At 59.1% G+C, this 17,688-nt stretch carries 11 protein-coding genes and 1 tRNA gene; 7 read left to right on the forward strand and 5 right to left on the reverse strand.

The features are described 5' to 3' along the window. Positions 1 to 3: 3 nt before the first annotated feature. From ACZ5WW_RS07830 to ACZ5WW_RS07855, 6 genes are read left to right on the forward strand one after another with little or no spacing between them, the layout of a single operon-like run. Positions 4 to 2,760 (forward strand): GAP1-N2 domain-containing protein, encoded by a 2,757-nt coding sequence (locus ACZ5WW_RS07830; protein ID WP_377165464.1) that lies wholly within the window; start codon positions 4 to 6, stop codon positions 2,758 to 2,760. Continuing rightward, entirely contained in the window at positions 2,757 to 5,789 is a 3,033-nt protein-coding gene (locus ACZ5WW_RS07835) for a hypothetical protein (RefSeq protein ID WP_377165462.1), read from the forward strand. Before ACZ5WW_RS07830 ends, ACZ5WW_RS07835 begins: the two co-directional genes overlap by 4 nt. Position 5,790: 1 nt before the next feature. Continuing rightward, complete coding sequence (locus ACZ5WW_RS07840; RefSeq protein ID WP_377165460.1) at positions 5,791 to 7,446, forward strand: hypothetical protein; 1,656 nt, start codon at positions 5,791 to 5,793, stop codon at positions 7,444 to 7,446. A 43-nt stretch (positions 7,447 to 7,489) separates the two neighbouring features. Beyond that, a complete protein-coding gene (locus ACZ5WW_RS07845) occupies positions 7,490 to 8,395 on the forward strand; it encodes a MotA/TolQ/ExbB proton channel family protein (protein WP_377165458.1) in 906 nt (301 codons plus the stop codon). Positions 8,396 to 8,406: 11 nt separating this feature from the next. Beyond that, positions 8,407 to 9,249, forward strand: coding sequence for a hypothetical protein (locus ACZ5WW_RS07850; protein ID WP_377165456.1), 843 nt, complete (start codon positions 8,407 to 8,409; stop codon positions 9,247 to 9,249). 6 nt (positions 9,250 to 9,255) lie between these two features. Continuing rightward, entirely contained in the window at positions 9,256 to 10,176 is a 921-nt protein-coding gene (locus ACZ5WW_RS07855; RefSeq protein ID WP_377165454.1) for a hypothetical protein, read from the forward strand. 26 nt (positions 10,177 to 10,202) lie between these two features. On the opposite strand, the gene ACZ5WW_RS07860 is transcribed toward ACZ5WW_RS07855, so the two are convergent. The 5 genes from ACZ5WW_RS07860 to ACZ5WW_RS07880 form a co-directional block, all read right to left on the reverse strand. Beyond that, complete coding sequence (locus ACZ5WW_RS07860; protein WP_377165452.1) at positions 10,203 to 11,762, reverse strand: PQQ-binding-like beta-propeller repeat protein; 1,560 nt, start codon at positions 11,760 to 11,762, stop codon at positions 10,203 to 10,205. A 429-nt stretch (positions 11,763 to 12,191) separates the two neighbouring features. Then, complete coding sequence (locus ACZ5WW_RS07865; protein WP_377165450.1) at positions 12,192 to 13,214, reverse strand: DUF2147 domain-containing protein; 1,023 nt, start codon at positions 13,212 to 13,214, stop codon at positions 12,192 to 12,194. A gap of 446 nt (positions 13,215 to 13,660) precedes the next feature. Continuing rightward, positions 13,661 to 13,735, reverse strand: a tRNA-Lys gene (locus ACZ5WW_RS07870). Positions 13,736 to 13,774: 39 nt separating this feature from the next. After that, positions 13,775 to 14,470: an HAD-IA family hydrolase gene (locus ACZ5WW_RS07875; protein WP_377165448.1), complete on the reverse strand. Its 696-nt coding sequence runs from the start codon at positions 14,468 to 14,470 to the stop codon at positions 13,775 to 13,777. Positions 14,471 to 14,529: 59 nt separating this feature from the next. Further along, positions 14,530 to 15,195, reverse strand: coding sequence for a hypothetical protein (locus ACZ5WW_RS07880; protein WP_377165446.1), 666 nt, complete (start codon positions 15,193 to 15,195; stop codon positions 14,530 to 14,532). Positions 15,196 to 15,340: 145 nt separating this feature from the next. Between ACZ5WW_RS07880 and ACZ5WW_RS07885 the strand changes: the two genes are divergently transcribed. Then, a complete protein-coding gene (locus tag ACZ5WW_RS07885; RefSeq protein ID WP_377165444.1) occupies positions 15,341 to 17,626 on the forward strand; it encodes a DUF1549 domain-containing protein in 2,286 nt (761 codons plus the stop codon). The last annotated feature ends 62 nt before the right edge of the window (positions 17,627 to 17,688 follow it).

Genomic DNA, 17,688 nt, shown 5'->3' on the forward strand with positions numbered 1-17,688 from the left:
CCCATGGCCTGGCAGCTCATCTACACCAGCGCCCCACGCCTTCTCGAAGCTGGCCGTACAGGCTTCGGCACCGTGGCCAGACATCGCGCCGTCAGCGGCATGCTCGCCGCCTCGGTGGAGCGCTTCAGCCAGTTTGCACGGCTTCCGGGTCACGATCCCCGGCGCATCGTCCACACCCACCGCATCCTGATTCTGGGTTCCTCCACCTACCATGTGCTCAGCTGCCTGCAGGACGCCGGCTCGGACTACACCGGCCGCACCAATCACATCGCCCACCATCTCATCGCTGAACCTCGCGAAATTCGCGCTCTGGCGTCCGCAGGACTGACACCGGCGGATGTGCTGCTCGCCATGCCATGGCGCTCCTCATGGAGCGAAGGGCCTCGCTACCTCGATCCCTCTGAAGAAATCAACCTCGCGTCCTTCACCCCCTCGGCCTCCAATGCATGGGCCTCCGTCACCGGCAATCCCGCATCCGCAGGCATCCTGTGGTCCCGTGAGGCGCTGAAGGGCTGCTATCTCATCACACCTCCTGGCATTAATACTCTGGAGCTGTTCCGCGAGTCGCTGCTGGTGGAGCCATCACAGGCCTGGCAGACCCGCTTCACCACATGCCTGGAACCCAATGACGATGTCGCCGACTTCCGCTGGGTGGCGCTCACATCCGCTTCCCCCATGCGCACGCAGGTGGAGACCACCAGCCGTCTCGTGCTTGATCTCACCGCTCCCGCCACGCTGCCAGAGCCGCCGAAAAAACAGGCGCCGCCGCCTCTCATCGAGACCGTGAATCACGGAACGCCTGCACCCGCTCACCCCATGGTGGCTTCGGTCCCTGCGCCGTTGCCTTCGTCTCCTGCAGCGCCCGCCCCCATCAGCTCCATGGGCAGTTGGTCGCCGGAGCCACGTCGCAAAGCCGCGAAATCAAACAGGAGCTTCATCGGCATCTCGCTCATCATTGCCTCCATCATGATCGTTGTCGTTCTGGGCGCATTGCTGCGGCAGAGAAACCTGAAGGTTCAGGCTCGCGCGGAGTATGAGCAAAAGATCGACAGCACCTGGCAAAATCACCAGCTCATCCTTAGCGAAACACGCCGCCTGCTCGAAGAGCAGACAGACCTGGGTGAAGGAGAGGCACTGCTGAAGTCCCACGAAAATTTCTTCCGCGGCATGCAGCAGGCGCTGCAACAGCCGGGCTCTCCAACCGAGCTCCCCTTGCCTGCGCAAACGCAGGATGATCTCGAAGATCTCAAAAAACGGCTGGCTGAATGGACTGCATTGCATGTCAACCCCTGGGCAGATTTGCAATCCGGCCAGGCCACCGTCACGGCGCAGGGCATTCTCGAGGCCTACCACAAATGGCAGCAGTCACGCACCTCCACATGGAACCGGCTGTCCACATTCCTCAGCCTTAAAGACCTCCCCCCGCCTGGCGAGGATGTGCTGCAGTCACTGATGACCGCCGCCAGGGATGCGCTGCGCAGCGCCAAGCCCGCACATGATTCCCGCCCGAGCTGGGCCAAGGTATTTGCGCTTCCCGGTGCCCCGCAGAACAGCTCGGCTCTCGAAGCTCTGCAATGGCTGAAGCTTTGGGGTGAACTGGAGAATCCCGTCGCCAGCTCCGACGCCGCTGCGCAAACAGCCGCCTCCGACGCCTCCTTGCCGGAATGGCTGCGCGCCTGGGTCGCCGAGAAAAAGCAGCCGCATACCAGCAAAAACGCGCCCAGGATGGCGGTCAAAACAGACGACAAGCCCGCTCAAAAAGCGCCGGAACCAGCCATCGTGATCGAAGATGCCGACGCGGTCTCTGCCACAAACGGCATCTATCTTTATCTGCTGCAGCCCAGTGAAGAACCGGCGGGTAAAATCGACGGACTTCAAGTGTCGCCGGACATGCAACTGTTCGTCGGCACCGCATGGGAAAGACATCCGCCCCCTGATGGAAAACCCCAGCCCAAAGAGGGTGAATTGAAGAAGTGGATGGGCGTCAGCTCAGATGACAGCGAGAAGCTCAAGTTCTCCCCAACCTTGCTTGCGCAACTGACTCAGATGATCGCCTTCTCAAAGGACGGCATGCTGACCGCCTTCCCTGAAGAACTTCGCAAGTCTCCCGATGGAGTCAGGATTGTGGCGCGCAGCAAGGACGGAGTAAAAGTGCTGTTTGATCTGCGACTGATCCCAATCAGCAGCGCCTCTTCCCGTCCCATGCTGACACAGGCAATTGAAAGCACGGTCATCAATGCCGCCGCCGTAACGCTAAAACTCCCCCCAGGTTTCCTCAGCCGTTTGCACTTTGTGGGGCAGCAGGAACTGCGCTATGCCCTGAGGCATGACGGCCCCGCAAACCAGAAGAAGTTTTTCACTCTGAAATCTACGGGAGATTCTTCATTCCAAGTCATCCCCCCGGTAATCCAAAACGGTTCCGTGGTGAGCAGGAAGGAGATCGAGAACAAGATCAAAGTGCTTGAGGCTGGAATTGCAAAGGACATTGAATACTTGGCGGAAAATGAGAGCAGCAAGGAATCTCTGAAAATAAAAACCGAAAAAAGAGACCGCTACGAGAAGAGCAAAGCTGAAAAGGAAAACCAACTGCAGGCATTGCAGACACAGTTGCAAAGCCTCGAAGGGAACGCCCCCCCGCATTTTGATCTCCTGCCAGGAAATTTCATCCTGGCTCTGGAACAGCCGAACCAGATTGAGCTTTGCCGTCTGAATGTGGTCCCGCCAGCCAGCCCTTCTCCACTGAAGCTTACAAATCCGTGAAATCTCTCTCTCAAGCCATCGAGGCCATACGCTCCGCCCTCAAAGAGGAGGTCCCGCCATCCGCCGTGGAGGAGGCAGCCCTCATTTACGCTCAGCTCTGCTCGGACGTGGAGCGGCGTCTGGACCTCGTCTCGGCCATGCTTAAAAAAGGCAGCGACTACCAGGCCCTCCAGGTGGCGGAAGAAGACCCTCCTCTGCTCGATCTCGCGGCATCCGTGAGCTTCGGTGAAGAAAAAAACTGGCAGATCTACTGCGACACTCACGGGCTGAAGGTGGCGCCACGCGTGGACCTCCGCATCATTCAGGAGCTGGAGGCCCTCTACACCCGCGGCATCTCTGCGAATCACCCCCTCTACAAAGACTTTCGCGCGGCGGTGCTCTCACGCGATGACTCAAAGTCACTGCGCATCGTCAAAACCATCCTCAAGCTCAACCCGCAGGACGACAACGCCCGCAAGGAACTTCAGCGGCTGGAGAACAAGGCGCTGCAAGAAAAAATCGACCTGCTGCGTGAGGCGCTCAAAACAGATGACGAAGAACGCATCGCCACGCTCACCGAAGACATTAAGGCTGTGGCCCCTGCCTCCAAGCTGGAGCGTCTCGATGTCTTCGAGCAGGGAGACAACATCCGCCAGTCTCTCCGCCGCAGGCAGGCTGAGACCCGGGTGCCGGACATGCTGCTCAGCATGCAGAAGCTCAAGGCCGATGGCCAATGGCGCCAGCTGGGGCAGATGCTCGGCGTCTTGGACGCCATGTTCAAAGAGCACCAGCTCTCCCCCTCAGATGCAGCACAGAAGGCCGTCCTGGATGAACTCACCGGCTTCCATCAGAAGGAAAAGGCCGCCAATCAAAAGCAGCGCAGCTTTGACCTCTCGCTCAAAAGTTTCCTCGCCTTTGTGGACGATGTGGAAACCCGCCTGCTCACCGGCTCGGGTGTCACTTTTGAGGAGATAGCCGGCAAGGACGAAAGTTTCGTCAAGCGCTGGAAGGAGCTGGAAGCCTATCAGCTCCCCGTCGCCACCGAATCCCTGCAGCGCCTGCGCGCAGCAGGCCAGGAGCTGCGGACCCGGCTGGAGCAAATGCAACGCACCAAGCGCCTGGGCAGCATCTCCCTGGCCGCTGCGGCACTGGTCCTTCTGGGCTGCATTTCCGCCGTCACTCTGCACGCCTGGAAAGCATGGTCGCTCACCCAGGAGCTCGCCTCATACCAGGCCAGGGAAAACTACAGCGCGGCAGAAAACCTGATCAAAAAACTCCGCACTGAAGAAGCGCTCCTGCTCCGCTGGCCCTACCTGCTGGCCAAAATCGAAGATGTCAGCTCTTGGGCCGCCAAAACCCGCATCACTGGCAAACAGGCCGCCGAAGCTCTGCTCGCGCTGGAAAATTCATTCCAAGGGGAACAGACCAAACTGACCGCCACCCAGCTCGTCAGGCAGCTCAACGATGCGGACGCGCTGGTCAAACAACTCGGAGGAGACGTGGCCACCGAGCCGAAAAACCGCTTCGCGGCACTCAAGACCAAGGTTGATCTTCACCTTGCAGCCGTGCTGAAAAAGCTCACCACCAGCTCTTCAGCCACCCTGGCAAAGCTCGAAAAGCGCGGCTCTGCGGAGCTTTCACACGAAAAACTGGCGTCCAGTGTCAGCGCCAGTTGCACCACCATCGACAAGGAGCTGCTGCCACTCGAAGCCCTCCTCAAACCCGAGGTGCCTGCACTCGCTTTCCCGGCAGATCTTGAGACACGAATTCGCACTCTGCGCCAACGGCTCAGCACCTACCAGGAAGACCTTCGCAGCTTTGCCACCATTCGCAGGGAGACAGCCGCCGCAGCCTCGCTGGACGACTACCGCAAAGCCGTCGCCAAATGGCAGACCGTCAAATTTGCAGAAGCCACCCCTTCGCTCAAAATGCTGGACACTCTGCCGACAGAAAAGATCTTCCAGGCGGCGCTCTTCACGGGCGGCGACCTTGAGGTGCTTCAGGCCGTCCTCGATGACAAATCCGGCTCCTACATGGCGCCGGACACACTGCTCGAAGCCGAGTTGAAAGTGATCATGTCACTTTTGCACAACGAAAATTTAAACAACATTTTCGAGAGCAACGTCACCCATTACTCCAGCAAAAAAACGGGCTCCACACTGTGGTCCATGGGAAAGCCCGAGGAGACTGTCATTGGAGGCTCCAAACGTTGGAGCGCCAAATTCTACGCACCAGACCTGGAGCAGACCGCAGTGCTCTTCGTGCAGCAAAGTTTCACCCGTGCAGGAGAAGCAGGCGAGTACCAGGGAGACGCCTTGATCACCAGCCGGCTCAGCCAGACGAGCGAGTTTATGAACGCTTTGGACGTAGGCCGCATCAGCGATGAAAAAGGGGATCGCGTGCTCAAGCCTCTCCTGGAGGTCTGTGACAAGCTTGCCCAAGACACCCTCGGCAGCCCCATTGCCAAAGCATACGTCATGCTCAAGTTTGAAGACCTGCTGCGTCTGCGCCCGCATGCGTGGGGTTTGCACTGCTGCCCGTCCTTGCAGCAGGATTTTCATTCCCTGCACCAGATCCTCGGCACCACCTCTCTGCGCAGCGAGGACTGGCTCGTTCCTGCCATGCGGGAGAAATGGCAGGCCACCTTGGCCACCTTTTTCAAAACATTGAAGGAGCGCTCCTATCTGCGGGAGGCGCTTGCTCATCGGAACTACCTTCGCGCAGCCACTTCCGCCGGACTGAAGTTCGCTGGCTACGTCGAGACGGACCTGTCCCTGGTCCTCAACCCTCAGGGACGCTCCGCAGGCGAGCTTTGGGTGCTCGGCCGGGAAGGCAGCAAACCGCTCCTTGTCGCCAATCCTGACGCCGGCAAAGCCGCGGCAGACAACCCCAAAGCCATCCAAGCTCCCGACTCCATGCCCTTAAGCCCGGTGTTCTTCGTCACCACCGACCGGCGCGCACTGCTCAAGCAATACCAAGATGCTCTCTCCGCCCATGGACTCGATCTCAAACCGCTTCCTGGCAAATCCCTCTTCCTAACGCATCCCTGATATGAACGAAGCAACTTATTCGCTGGAGTGGCGCGGTACCGTGAAGTCCGGCCTCTCGTATGACGACATCGAGGCCGGGCTCGTCTCAGGTGATCTGCACACCTTGTACAAGATCCAGGTCAACGGCAGACGGCTCGTGCTCCGGGATTTTCTGGAACAGCAGCGCCCCCTGCTCGCCCGCACACCTGTGTCACAGTCCGCTCCGCCGCAGCCGGCTTTTGAGCATCCAGGCTCAAATTCGCTGCCCCGGCCGGAGCTGCATTCAGCCGTGCCGCCACCGCCGCCCATGGGCAAGGCCGTCCCCACACTCCCCGCCTTTGCCACAGGAGGCAAAGCGCCAAAGCCCGTCTGGTTTTGGCCCGCCGTCATCCTCTCCTCCACCGTCTGCCTGCTGCTGGGCGTTGTGTTCATTTACATGTCAGTCACAGCGCCCACACGTTCGGGCAGTTCCTCGGGCAGCACGCACACCGCCGAAACCCAGCCCGAGGAAAAGCCCGCAGAAAAGAAGTTCAAGCCGTTCTCCTTCACAGGAAAAGAAATTTTCCCAAGCGCACTCTTGTCCACCGCTGGTGTGGACTGGAACGGTGACGAGCAGTCCGCAGAAGACAAGAAAACCGAGGATGACGCACAAATACGGAAAAGCGAGATCCCCATCTATGGCGATGAGAACAGCTGGCTGGGCGTAGAAATCTCTGGGTTGAACAAGGGGGCCCAGGTCAGTGTCGAGATCACATCAGACGGCCTGATGAAGTCAGGCAAATGGCAGGGCACTGTAACCACATTGGGCCAGCATGGCCGTGCAATGATCAGACCCAAGGTTATCTGGGACTACGAAGCTCTGAGAAAAGCCCTCCAGCAGCGTCCGATCAATGTCATCTTCTCAGTCTCCGTGGATGGCACTCCCCTTCCGGAGGCCACCGAAATCTACACGCTGAGATCCATCAATGACTGCCCGCTCTACGTCACGAGAGACAAATCGGGCAAGAACATGACCAGCCTCTCTTTCCTGTTTGCAGCCTACGTCAATGAGAACCACCCGCAGGTTCAGGAAATACTCAAAGAGGCTCTCGAGTGCCACATTGTGGACCAGTTCGACGGTTATCTCTCTGAGAATCCCAAACAGGTCTTTCTTCAGGTTTGGGCCATTTGGAACGCACTGCAGCGCCGCGGGATCAAATACAGCAATGTTGCTGCCACAACCCCGGGCGACACAGTGATCAGTCAGAGTGTCCGTTTTTTGGACCAGTCGATCAACGACCATCAGGCCAACTGCGTGGACGGCTCGGTACTCATGGCCTCAGTACTTCAGAAGATCGGGATCAATTCTTATCTCGTGATCATCCCCGGGCACTGCTTCCTCGCTTTCGACCTGACACCGGACAGTGCCGCCCTGCCAGTCGGTCTGGAGACCACCATGCTCGGAGATAATGAGATCACAGAAGTCAAAAATTTGGGTTATCTGCCAAACCAGGACAAGTTTAAGGAGTATGACGCCTCCTACAAAACTTTTGGCAAGGCCGTGGACGTAGGCATTTCAACCATTCAGGCAAACGCCCGCACGCTGCAAAGCCAGTCAGACGTCCGGTTCAGGCTTGTTTCAATAGAGGAAGAACGCAATTTCGGCATCAAGCCGATTTCTTTCACGATGGACAAATGACCGTATCAACTTCAGCGACCAGCCCTCAACCCAATCCACCCCCATGAGCACGCCCCAGGTCCCGCCATCAAGTTCCACGGCCATTCCGTCCGGCAATCCCTTTCAGGACCCACGAAAATCTCTCGACTGGTCGCGCTCGGACATTGAGCGCAGGCTTGGCTTTCACGGCGGGCGCTTCACCAGTCCGGGCAATGTGCTGTCATTGATCCTCGCCCTGCTGCTGACCGCCGCCTTCTACACCCTGATCATCCTGATGCAGCAGAAGTGGCCGCAGACGCAGTGGTTTGCCGCCATGTTTCTTGAGCGCGGCCCCTGCCCCTACCCCACCATGCTTCTCTTCTTCTGGGCGCTGTCCATGCTCTTCATCAAGTGGCGCAAGCTCGTCTTCCAGCAGAAGGCCTTTGGCCTCTCCGTCATGCCGCAGGAGCCCGGGTTTGTGCTGACCTCCGCCACCGCACGTGAGGTCCGCGACCACATGTGCATGCTCGTGGACAACCCTCACAACTTCGTCCTCTTCAACCGCATCGACCTCGCGCTCGCCAACCTCCACAACATCGGCCACACCGCTGACGTGGCCGCCATCCTCAAGGTGCAGGCGGAAAATGACGAAGCCCAGATCGCCTCCAGCTACGGCATCATCCAGGGTTTCATGTGGGGCATTCCCGTCCTGGGTTTCATCGGCACCGTTCTCGGCCTCAGCCAGGCCATCGGTGCCTTCACCGACACCCTGCAGGCAGGCGGTGACCTCGTCGCCATCCGCGCCTCCCTGAAAACAGTCACCACCGGGCTTGCGACTGCGTTCGAGACCACGCTGGTCGCCTTGGTCTGCGCTTTCATCCTGCAGCTCATCGTCAGTTTCATGCAGTCCCTTGAATCCCAGTTCCTGGACAACTGCAATGACGTCTGCAGCAGGCAGGTCGCCGGTAAACTCCGTCTCCAGACCACCTGAGTCCCATCCGTATGAGAGGCCGTTTCAGCAAATCCAGTGGCAGCGCCGTGAGTTTCTTCGCGTTTCAGGACGTGATCACGGGCACCACCGGCTTTCTCATCATCATCACCATTTTTCTGGCGCTGAATCTCGACACCGTCATCGGCGTCAGCAGCGATGCAGACCCCCATGCGGAGCTCTCAGTCACCCTGAAGAGCACGCTCGCTGAAATCGTGAAGCTCAAGCAGCAGGCCGCCGCCGTCGTGCTCAGCCCCAACGAAACGGAGGAAACTGTCATGCGCATGATTGATGAGCTGAAACGCTCCATCGAGCGGCTCGCTCCATCCTCGCAGCCGGATCCCTCCCAAAAAAACGCCGGCGAGTCCCCCTTGGAAAGAGAGATCCGTATCGAAAAGCAAAAGCTGCTGACCGCCATCGACTCGCTCAAAAAGCAGCTCCCGGACAGCACCAAGGCCGCCGCCGAGGCAGAGTCAAAACTGGCCGCGGTGGAGAGCGAAATCAAAAAAATGCAGAGCCGCCTGCAGCAGAGCTACGACCGGCATAATGTGCTCCGCCTCATTCCGGAGAAGAGCACCACCAACAAAGAGCCTGTCCTCGTCGTCACCGACAAGGCGGGTTTCCTCATCCAGCTCTTTGACGGCTCGAAGCCAAAAAACGCGGACACGCTCACGGTCCTGATGCAGGCCTTGGCCGCCTTTGCCCCCGCGCAGCATTACATCGTCCTCTATTTCAAACCCTCGGGGGCCCTGCAGTTTGAGGACGTCACCCGGAAGGTCCGTGGGGCGGGCTATGAAATCGGCTACGATCTCATCCCGGAAAACATCCAGTTGGAGGCCGCTGAAGCCAAGGAGTAACAGCCCATGAGAAAACTGCGCCCTCATTCGGACCAAAGCCTCGACCTGCTTCTCGACACTCTGTGCAATGTGTTTGGCAGCATCATTCTCATCTCCTGCCTTCTCGCGCTCCTGACCCATCAGCATCCACCCAGCCCAGCCATCCCAGCGGAGATGTCAGGAGCCCAGGGCCGGCTCCTGGCCGAACGGCTCGAAGCTGCGAAAAGCGAACTCGCAGGCCTCCAGAAGCTCAACCTGAAAATGAAGGACTCTGGCAAGGACAAGTTGCAGACCCTCGTGCAGGAGCGCAACGAACTCCAGGCCGCTCTGGACAGGCTGCGCAATGACAAGTCTGCTCAGATGCAGGCCGCCTCAGGCACCTCCAAAGATCCCGCTGGTGACCTCTCGAAACTGCGCGCAGAGGTCAGGTCCCTGGACGAACGCCACCAAGATGCCAAAGCCAGAAAGGAGGCTGCGGAAAAAAAAGCCCGCGACCTCGCCGCTCAGATGCAGAACCTCCGCAGCAGGATGGCCGCCGAGGATGAAAAGCACACCGAGCATGTCCGCTTCCCCAAAGAGCGGGCGATCACCAAGTCGGCCATGAACATCCTGCTCAAATACGGCGCTCTGTACCCGCTGATAGATTCGGCGGGAGAGAAATTTCCCGGCCTCACGCGCATCATAAAAAAAGACGAGGAATTCGAAGCCATCCCCAAAAAATCCGAAGGCATTCCCGTGTCAGACACAGCGACGGTGCGCAAGCTCCTCGCCAGCTACAAGCACTGGGGGGGCTACGTCAGTCTCAGCGTCTATCCAGATTCGTTCGAAACCTTCCGTGCCCTCAAGCTGCTGATCATTGAGGCGGGTCTGGAGTACGGCTTCGACGTCTATCCGGACAACTACATCATCATCTTCAGCCCCAAAGGCACATCGCCCGCACCGCTTTAAAATTGGCCGCTCAGGCCCCGGCCCGCTTATTTCACCGGCCTCAGGTCAAAGCACACGAGTTTGTCCTTCTGCCTCACGATCAGCCTGCCGTTGGCGATGGCAGGCGAGGAGCAGCCCAAGGCGTCTGTTTTGGCACGGCCCAGCTGCTCGTAGGCGGTGTTGGTGGCCTTCACCATCCGCACATGGGTGCCGTTGTTTTCATAGACCAGCAGCTTGCCGTCAGCCAGCAGCGGAGAGGTAATGGTGCTGTTGATCTCGTTTGCCACCCACTTCACCGCTCCGGTTTCGAGGTCGATGCACTGATGCTTCTCACCACAGCAGTGGTACACGCTGCCCTCGTAAATGATCGGGCTGCCAGTATAGCGGCGCGTCACCCAGAAATGGGACCATGCAGTTTTTGGCGTGCCGTCCGGCTGCATTTTGTAGGCGCGCAGCCCCACTCCCTCCGTGCCGCTGTAGAGCACCAGCCAGTCGCCGCTCGCCACCGGCGTGCTCTGGCTGCCGCCTTCCGCCTTCCATTTCACGCCACCAGTCTCGGGGTCAAGACCATAGAGCGCATTGTTGCCATTGATCACCAGCACAGGTGTACCGCTCGTCGGTGCCCACCACGTGGGACTCGCGATCAAACCTTTGGCCTCCTTCTGCTCCCACAGCAGCTTGCCATCCGCTTTCGAAAAGGCGCAGGTCCCACCGGCGGCCATGTACACACGGTCTCCCATCACCAGTGGCGACGCGGCCGGCCCCTTCACAGACAGCGGAGCCGACCATGCCAGCCTGCCATCAGCCTCATTCACACAGAGCAGCTCAGAGCTGCATGCGGCATACACCTTGCCATCCACCACCGCACACGTGCTGGAGGACTGGCGTCCGCTCGGCTTCCCCGGCTGGGCGTATTTCCAGACCTGCTTCCCGGTCGCGAGATCCAAGCAGAGGATCACATCCTGCGCCACCTTCACGGTGTTCGGCACCAGGGCGATCATTTTCTCCTTCACGTCCGCCGGAAAGCCCTCGTCATCCAGCCACTTGCCAAACGCCGCCGCACTGGCAAACGGCTTGCCCTGGCGGCTGTTCATCTTGCCCAGCCACTCCAGGGCAATCGCGTTTTTACCCGCTTTGAAGCGGCTTGCCACCCAGGAGCCAATGTTGATCTCCTCCTTCTCGCTCAGGTTGTCCTTGCGCCACTGGTTCACCCATTCATCAAATTTCTCCCCGCGCAGCTTGGGCAGGTTGAGGCGCGCCTCCTCCAGCTTCTTTTCCAGTTCGGGCGAAGTGCCGCGGTAGTTCAGCGACTGCATCACCTCGGTGTCGATCTCACGCGTTTCAGAGGGCACTCGCTCATGCCACACCACACTGATGAACACCTTCTCCCCGCTCACCACCGGGCTGCCATGGCCTCCATACTCGTTGCTGGGGATGAACTCGCTCTCCCAGACTTTTTTCAGCCCTTCAGTTGGAAAAGCATCCGCAATCGGACTCGTGTCCTGTGAAACCCCATTGCGATCCGGCCCACGCCACTGGTTCCAGTCACCTGCCCAAGCAGCAGAGGCAAACAGTAAAACGTGGGCAGCAGCAAAAGCGTTTTTCATGAGCAGCCGTAAACGGCATCGCACCTCCTCAAGTTTCACCGGTCATCATTCTTGTTTGCAGCGCCAGTCAGAGCTGGCTCTGTATGGCGTCGCTGACATTGTTGCCAGACAAAGGATCGGCGGCTTAGGCAGAAAAGTCTTCGTCAGTCATGTGGGTTCATGGGGCGGAATCAAATGCTCTGAAAACTTCGAACCATTCGTGCAGAACTTTTCCTCACTGGACATGGCCGACAGTCAGCCACTAGATCTCAAATGGTAGCCGGGCGCTTTCCCAGACTCACCTGCCGCCCACGGTACCCCGCTCCCTTGCTACCCCCGGCCGCTCAAGGTAGTAATGCCCTACGGTCTCGGCGGCGGCCAGCAGGGAAATCTCCAGATGAGAGGGAGGAAAGGTTTTGTCCGGCATCGGAGAAAACGAACTTTCCCAATCTAATTCGTAATGAATGGAGGACGCACCACTGGAACCATCGGGATTTGTGGCTGGCCAGGCTGAGGCGGTATCACATTGTATGGCATCTGGTTCTGTGACGGCTGGCCCGGCCGACGCTGATTCGAAGGCACGGGCATGCGCCCCTGAGTTGGCTGGCCAGGTTGAAACTGGCCGGCTGGCGCTGGAGAGTTGCTTGCGGATGCCTCCGGCGGGATGGGTTTGCCCAGATTTACCGCCATTTTTTTGAGGCTTTCGCGCTGTTGGTGGAGACTGCTCTCCAACCCTTTGGCTTCGGCTTCTTTCCGTTGTGCGATGGGGATCCACCCACTGATCCTGCCAATGGATCGGGCGTAATAATGTTTTTGCCAAGCTTCAGCGGCCTCCGCCTGTGCCCTGCCGAGGGCTTCGCTGGTCCGTGCAATCGAAGCCAAGGCTTCGGTGTACTCCAACTCCATGGCCTCCCTTTCATCTGGAGCATCTGGATTGATGGTGGGGCCGTTGTCCACCCGGTCCAGGTTGGTGCGTGTTCCTATGCTTGGCAGCTCAAGCGTCAGCTGGCGCTTGTGCCGTCCCGTTGTCACGTAGTAGAACTCCCGGGTGCTGGCACCATTGAAACGCAGCACGTATTTGGGGGAATCGCGCAGGCGCTCCCACCTGCCGACGGGAGCCGTGCCTGTCATGACGCTGCCGTCAGGTTTGAATTCGACAATTGACCGGTCGGATTTCCGCCAGGTGCCTACGATGTCTGGTGTTGCTGCCATGGCGGCGGAACCAAGCAGAATCATGGCATGAATGACGAGAGCCAGAGAATGGACAGCAGGACACACTCTGACGGTGGGACTTTGGGAGGAACGGGGGCTCATGGGATGAAGATTTGAGGGTTGCATGGAACTGCTTCGCAATGGGTGACGGGCGGATGCAATTGGGTGGAACAAAATCAGGCGCTGGCTGTCATGAGTTCCTAAAGTTCGGCAACACGGCGAGTCGAACCATGCTCCACACCGTAGGTAGAAAAACATCATGGGAAGCAGGCTGCGATGCGGAAATGCTCATGCGTGGCCAGCAGCCGACTTAGCAGTGAATTTATGAACTGCCAATAAGGTAATATGGGAAAGATTATTACTGAAATAAGCCGCCCTTCAAATGATTAAAAAAGCCGAGGCGTACGCCCCCCCCTCCACCTCCATCGTTCGCCTGCTTACGCAGTAAGGTCGTCCGCCGTGAAATCCATGGGAAGGACTCAATGAAATGCTCCCGTGTTCCCGGGCCGTTTCACTTCGCTTGGCTCTTCGGCTCTGGAGTTCTCACGATGCGCAAATCCATCGACTGCATCTCAGCCAGCATGTCCACAAGTGTCCATAAATCGCATTTGCAGAAACGGTGGCTGTGCCCTGCCTCACCGGCTTCCATTGTGTTTCCCAGCGAGCCCCATTTACCTGGGAGCTGTAATAACCACTTCTTGTTGAAGTGGTGCGCAGGGAGGGGATCGAACCCTCGACCAATTGGTTAAAAGCCAACTGCTCTACCGCTGAGCTACCTGCGCATTCCCAAATCGGGGGCCGGTATGTATTCATATGTGGGCTTAGCGCAAGCCTGAATATGCCCCGGAGCGGACTTTTTGCACCAGCCCGTCGAGCCCCATCTCAGGCCGTTTCACATGATATGCCCGGATTTCGCAGCTTTGCGCCCCTCCTAAATCACATTGGACGTCATCCCCGATGTGCAACGCTTCATGGGGCAGGCAGCCAGCGGCGGTCAGCGCAGCCTGGAACATACGCGCATGCGGCTTGGCTGCCCCGACCTCGCTTGAGATGATGATCTGTCCAAAAAAGCGCTGCAGGTCATGCCCTGCCAGGATGTTGCGCAGCCGGCGGTCGAAATTCGACAGCACCAGCATGCGGTGGTCTTGCGCGAGCTTTTCCAGGGCGGGAACCGCATCATCAAACACACTCCAGGCTTCAGGCTGGGCATAGTGCCGGTAAAGCTCGTCAAAAAGCCTGTCCAGCACATCCTCCCCCGGCGGCTTGCCCAGCACACGGCCAAACACATTCCCCACCAGCGTGCGCCACCAGCAGCGGTCATCATCCTCCGGCGGCAGCCCCTCTGGGTGCAGCGGCGGCGCAGTCTCCTTCCAAACCGCGCGAAAGGCCTGCATGATGGCCCCCTCTTCCGCCATCAGCCCATGCTTCCGTGCATGCTGCGCGTACGTTTGTCCCACGGGCTCCGCAGGCCGGATCAGTGTGCCGGCTGCGTCAAAAAACAAAGTCTTCAACGGCATGGGGTTAAAAAAAAAACGGGAGCGACTTCGCAGTCGCTCCCGCAGGGAAATCAGTGCTTTTACTTGGAAGCCGTGACCGGATTCTTGGGGTTCTTGCCTGCAGTCTGCTCCTGCTCGGGCTCCACTGGGAGCTGAGGCAGGCGGCAATGCCAGCTGGATCCTGGAAGAGCATAACCGGGGCTCAAATCATTCAGGCTGCCCACCATGTAGGGCTTTGGCTCCGGTGGGGTGATGATGTCCACAGCACCGAAAAGACCACGGCTGACGGTTTCACCGTAGGAGTACATGGCACTCTGATAGACTTTCTTGGTGGAAATCATGCCACGCTGCATGACTCCGGTGACCACTCCGGGCCAGCGGCGGATCGCGCGGGCACCAAAGTTGGCTCCGTCATCCACAGTGTCCATGCCGTAGTCTGCATAGCGGTTGGTTTCGCGGAAAGCCACATCGTCCGTGCGGTATGCCGCATCCATGCCGATGTTGGTGTAGTCTCTGGCCTGGCGATCGCTCACCTTGCCAACGAAATTGCTGCCGTCATCGACGATGTCCATCGTGCTGGTTTCAGCCTGACCCACTCCCTGTCCGACGTAGCCAAGGCCCCGGTTCACATAACGTGCATCACGGCAGGGCAGCACAGAAGAGGGACGCGGATCGTTCACCAGATTCTTCGTGGCTGTGCAGGAAGCAAGAGTCGAGAGTAGAACAAGGGGCAGGAGCAATTTCATAGAATATCTGATTCTGTCGGAAAGGACCATGGATTGTCAAAGCTAAAATCCGTCAATCTCTGCGAAATGCACTCAGGAATAGCGCAGAAGCTGAAAGACCCCCGCAAGCAGCTCGTTATCGCGCCATCCCCCACTGTCCATTCACATGAAGCTGAATCCCCTCTGCGCCATCCTCGCATCGCTCGCCGCCTCCGCCCTCATGGCCCAGGCCGCCCCCGACCTCCAGGCCACCGCAGCCAAAATCGACGAACTCGTCAACGCCAAGCTGGCCAAGGAAAAAATCCAGCCCAACAAGCCCGCCAGCGACGAGGTCTTTGTGCGCCGTGTTTATCTGGATGTGGTCGGCCGCATCCCCACCCTGCATGAAACCATCGAGTTTCTTAAAAGCAGCGACGCCGACAAGCGCGCCAAGCTCATCGAGAAGCTCCTCGCCAGCGACGGCTACGTGCAGAATTTCTACAACTACTGGGCCGACATCCTCCGCATGAAGAGCCAGATGGTCGGCGGTGGCCAGAGCCTGCCCGCCTTCTACGGCTACTCCAGGTGGCTGAAGGACAGCCTGCGCGACAACAAGCCCTACGACCAGATGGTGCGCGAGGTCGTGACCGCCGACGGCAAGTCCTATGAGAACGGCGCCATCGGCTTCTACATCCGCGACTACAACATGCCGCTGGATAACATGGCCGTGACCACCCAGATCTTCCTCGGCACCAGCATGGTCTGCGCCCAGTGCCACAACCACCCCTTCGACAAGTGGACCCAGATGGACTACTACCAGATGGCCTCCCACACCTACGGGATGACCAGCACTAACGGCCTCACCAACCCGCTGCTGGCCCAGGCCATCTACGGCGGCGGTGCCGCTAAAAACAAGGCCAACCGCTACGGCGGCGCCGTCTCCAAATTCCCCCTGCCCGCGGGCATCGAGCGCAAGGATGTGGGCCGCGCCATGACCGAAATCTTACGCCCGCTGCGTTACAATGCCGTCCTCGATCAGACGGACAAAAAGCCCCTGACGCTGCCGCACGACTACCAGTACACCGACGCCAAGCCCAAGCAGAAAGTCGCCCCCGTCATCCCCGCCTCCTTCAGCAAGGACGGCAAGATCGTGAAGGACGGCGTCAAGCCCGTGGACTCCTACGCCAGCTGGATGACCAGCAGGGACAACCCGCGCTTCACCACAGTTATTGCCAACCGCCTGTGGAAAAAGCTCATGGGCCAGGGCATCATCGAGCCCGTCGATGAAATCACCGACAGCACCGTGCCGAGCAATCCCGCGCTCATGACCTTCCTGGAAGACACGATGAAGGCGGCCAACTACGACATGAAGGCGGTCATCCGTGCCATCCTGAACTCCCAGGCCTACCAGCGCGAGGCCTACACCAAGGACGTCGAACTCGGCGAGATCTACAACTTCCCCGGCCCCCTCCTCCGCCGCATGAGCGCCGAGCAGATCTGGGACAGCATGGTGGCCCTCTACAAACCCAACGCCGACCAGCCCAGCATCGCCACCAAGGTGGAGGCCGAGGTAGCTCTGCGCCGCATCGAGTGGCTGGACCGCGCCCTCAACAGCCTCTCCCCTCAGCAACTGCAGGAATGCACCATCAAAGTGGCCCAGAAGCAAAAGGAACTGGCAGCCGAAGTCCGTGCCGCCCAGGAAAGCATGGAGGCCGCCACCAAGTCCAAGGACGAGGCCGCCATCCGCAAGGCCCGGGATCTCATCAAAAACCAGCGCAAGCACATCGACGAAGCCGTGGACGCCGTGGTCTATGACGCCGGCTTCAAGCGCTTTGCCGAGCTGGCCCGCGAAGGCAAGCTGGATGAATTCACCAAGGACGAAGACTTTGCCAAGGAAGTGGCCGCCGTGCTCAAGCTGAAAAAGGACGGTGAAGACCTCGGCATGGACGAGGCGCTCGCCATCCTGTCCAAGCAGCGCCGCGCCAAGCTCAACGAGCAGGCCAAAGCCCGCTATGCCGCCGATGCCCAGCGCTTCGACGTGGACGACAAGAATGAAAAGACCTCCCTCGTGGCCTGGGAAAACTTCCGCGACACCTACATGCTCCGCGCCGCCGACCTGCGCAGCCCTGCACCCAACGGCCACTTCCTGCGCGAATTCGGCCAAAGCGACCGCGAACTCGTGGAAAATGCCAATGATGACGCCAGCGTGGGCCAGGCCCTCATGCTGCTCAACGGCAAGGTCTTCAGCAACCTGATGAACCGTTACACCGTCATCGCTCGTGCCATGGACAAGGCCAAAGCCGAAGGCCCCGAGTCGGTTATTGACACCGTTTACCTCAGCCTTCTCAGCCGCAAAGCCACCCCCGAGGAAAAAGCCCTCCTCAAGCCCATCGCCGACAACGCCGACTCCACCGACCGCGGCGACGTCCTCTGGACCGTGCTGAACACGAGGCAGTTCTTCTTCATTCAGTAGTAATGGACCGCACCTGTCCCGTGTGCTGCATCCGGTGTCACCGCCACATGCAGGGCACCCGT

The organism is Prosthecobacter fluviatilis (genome assembly GCF_055388355.1).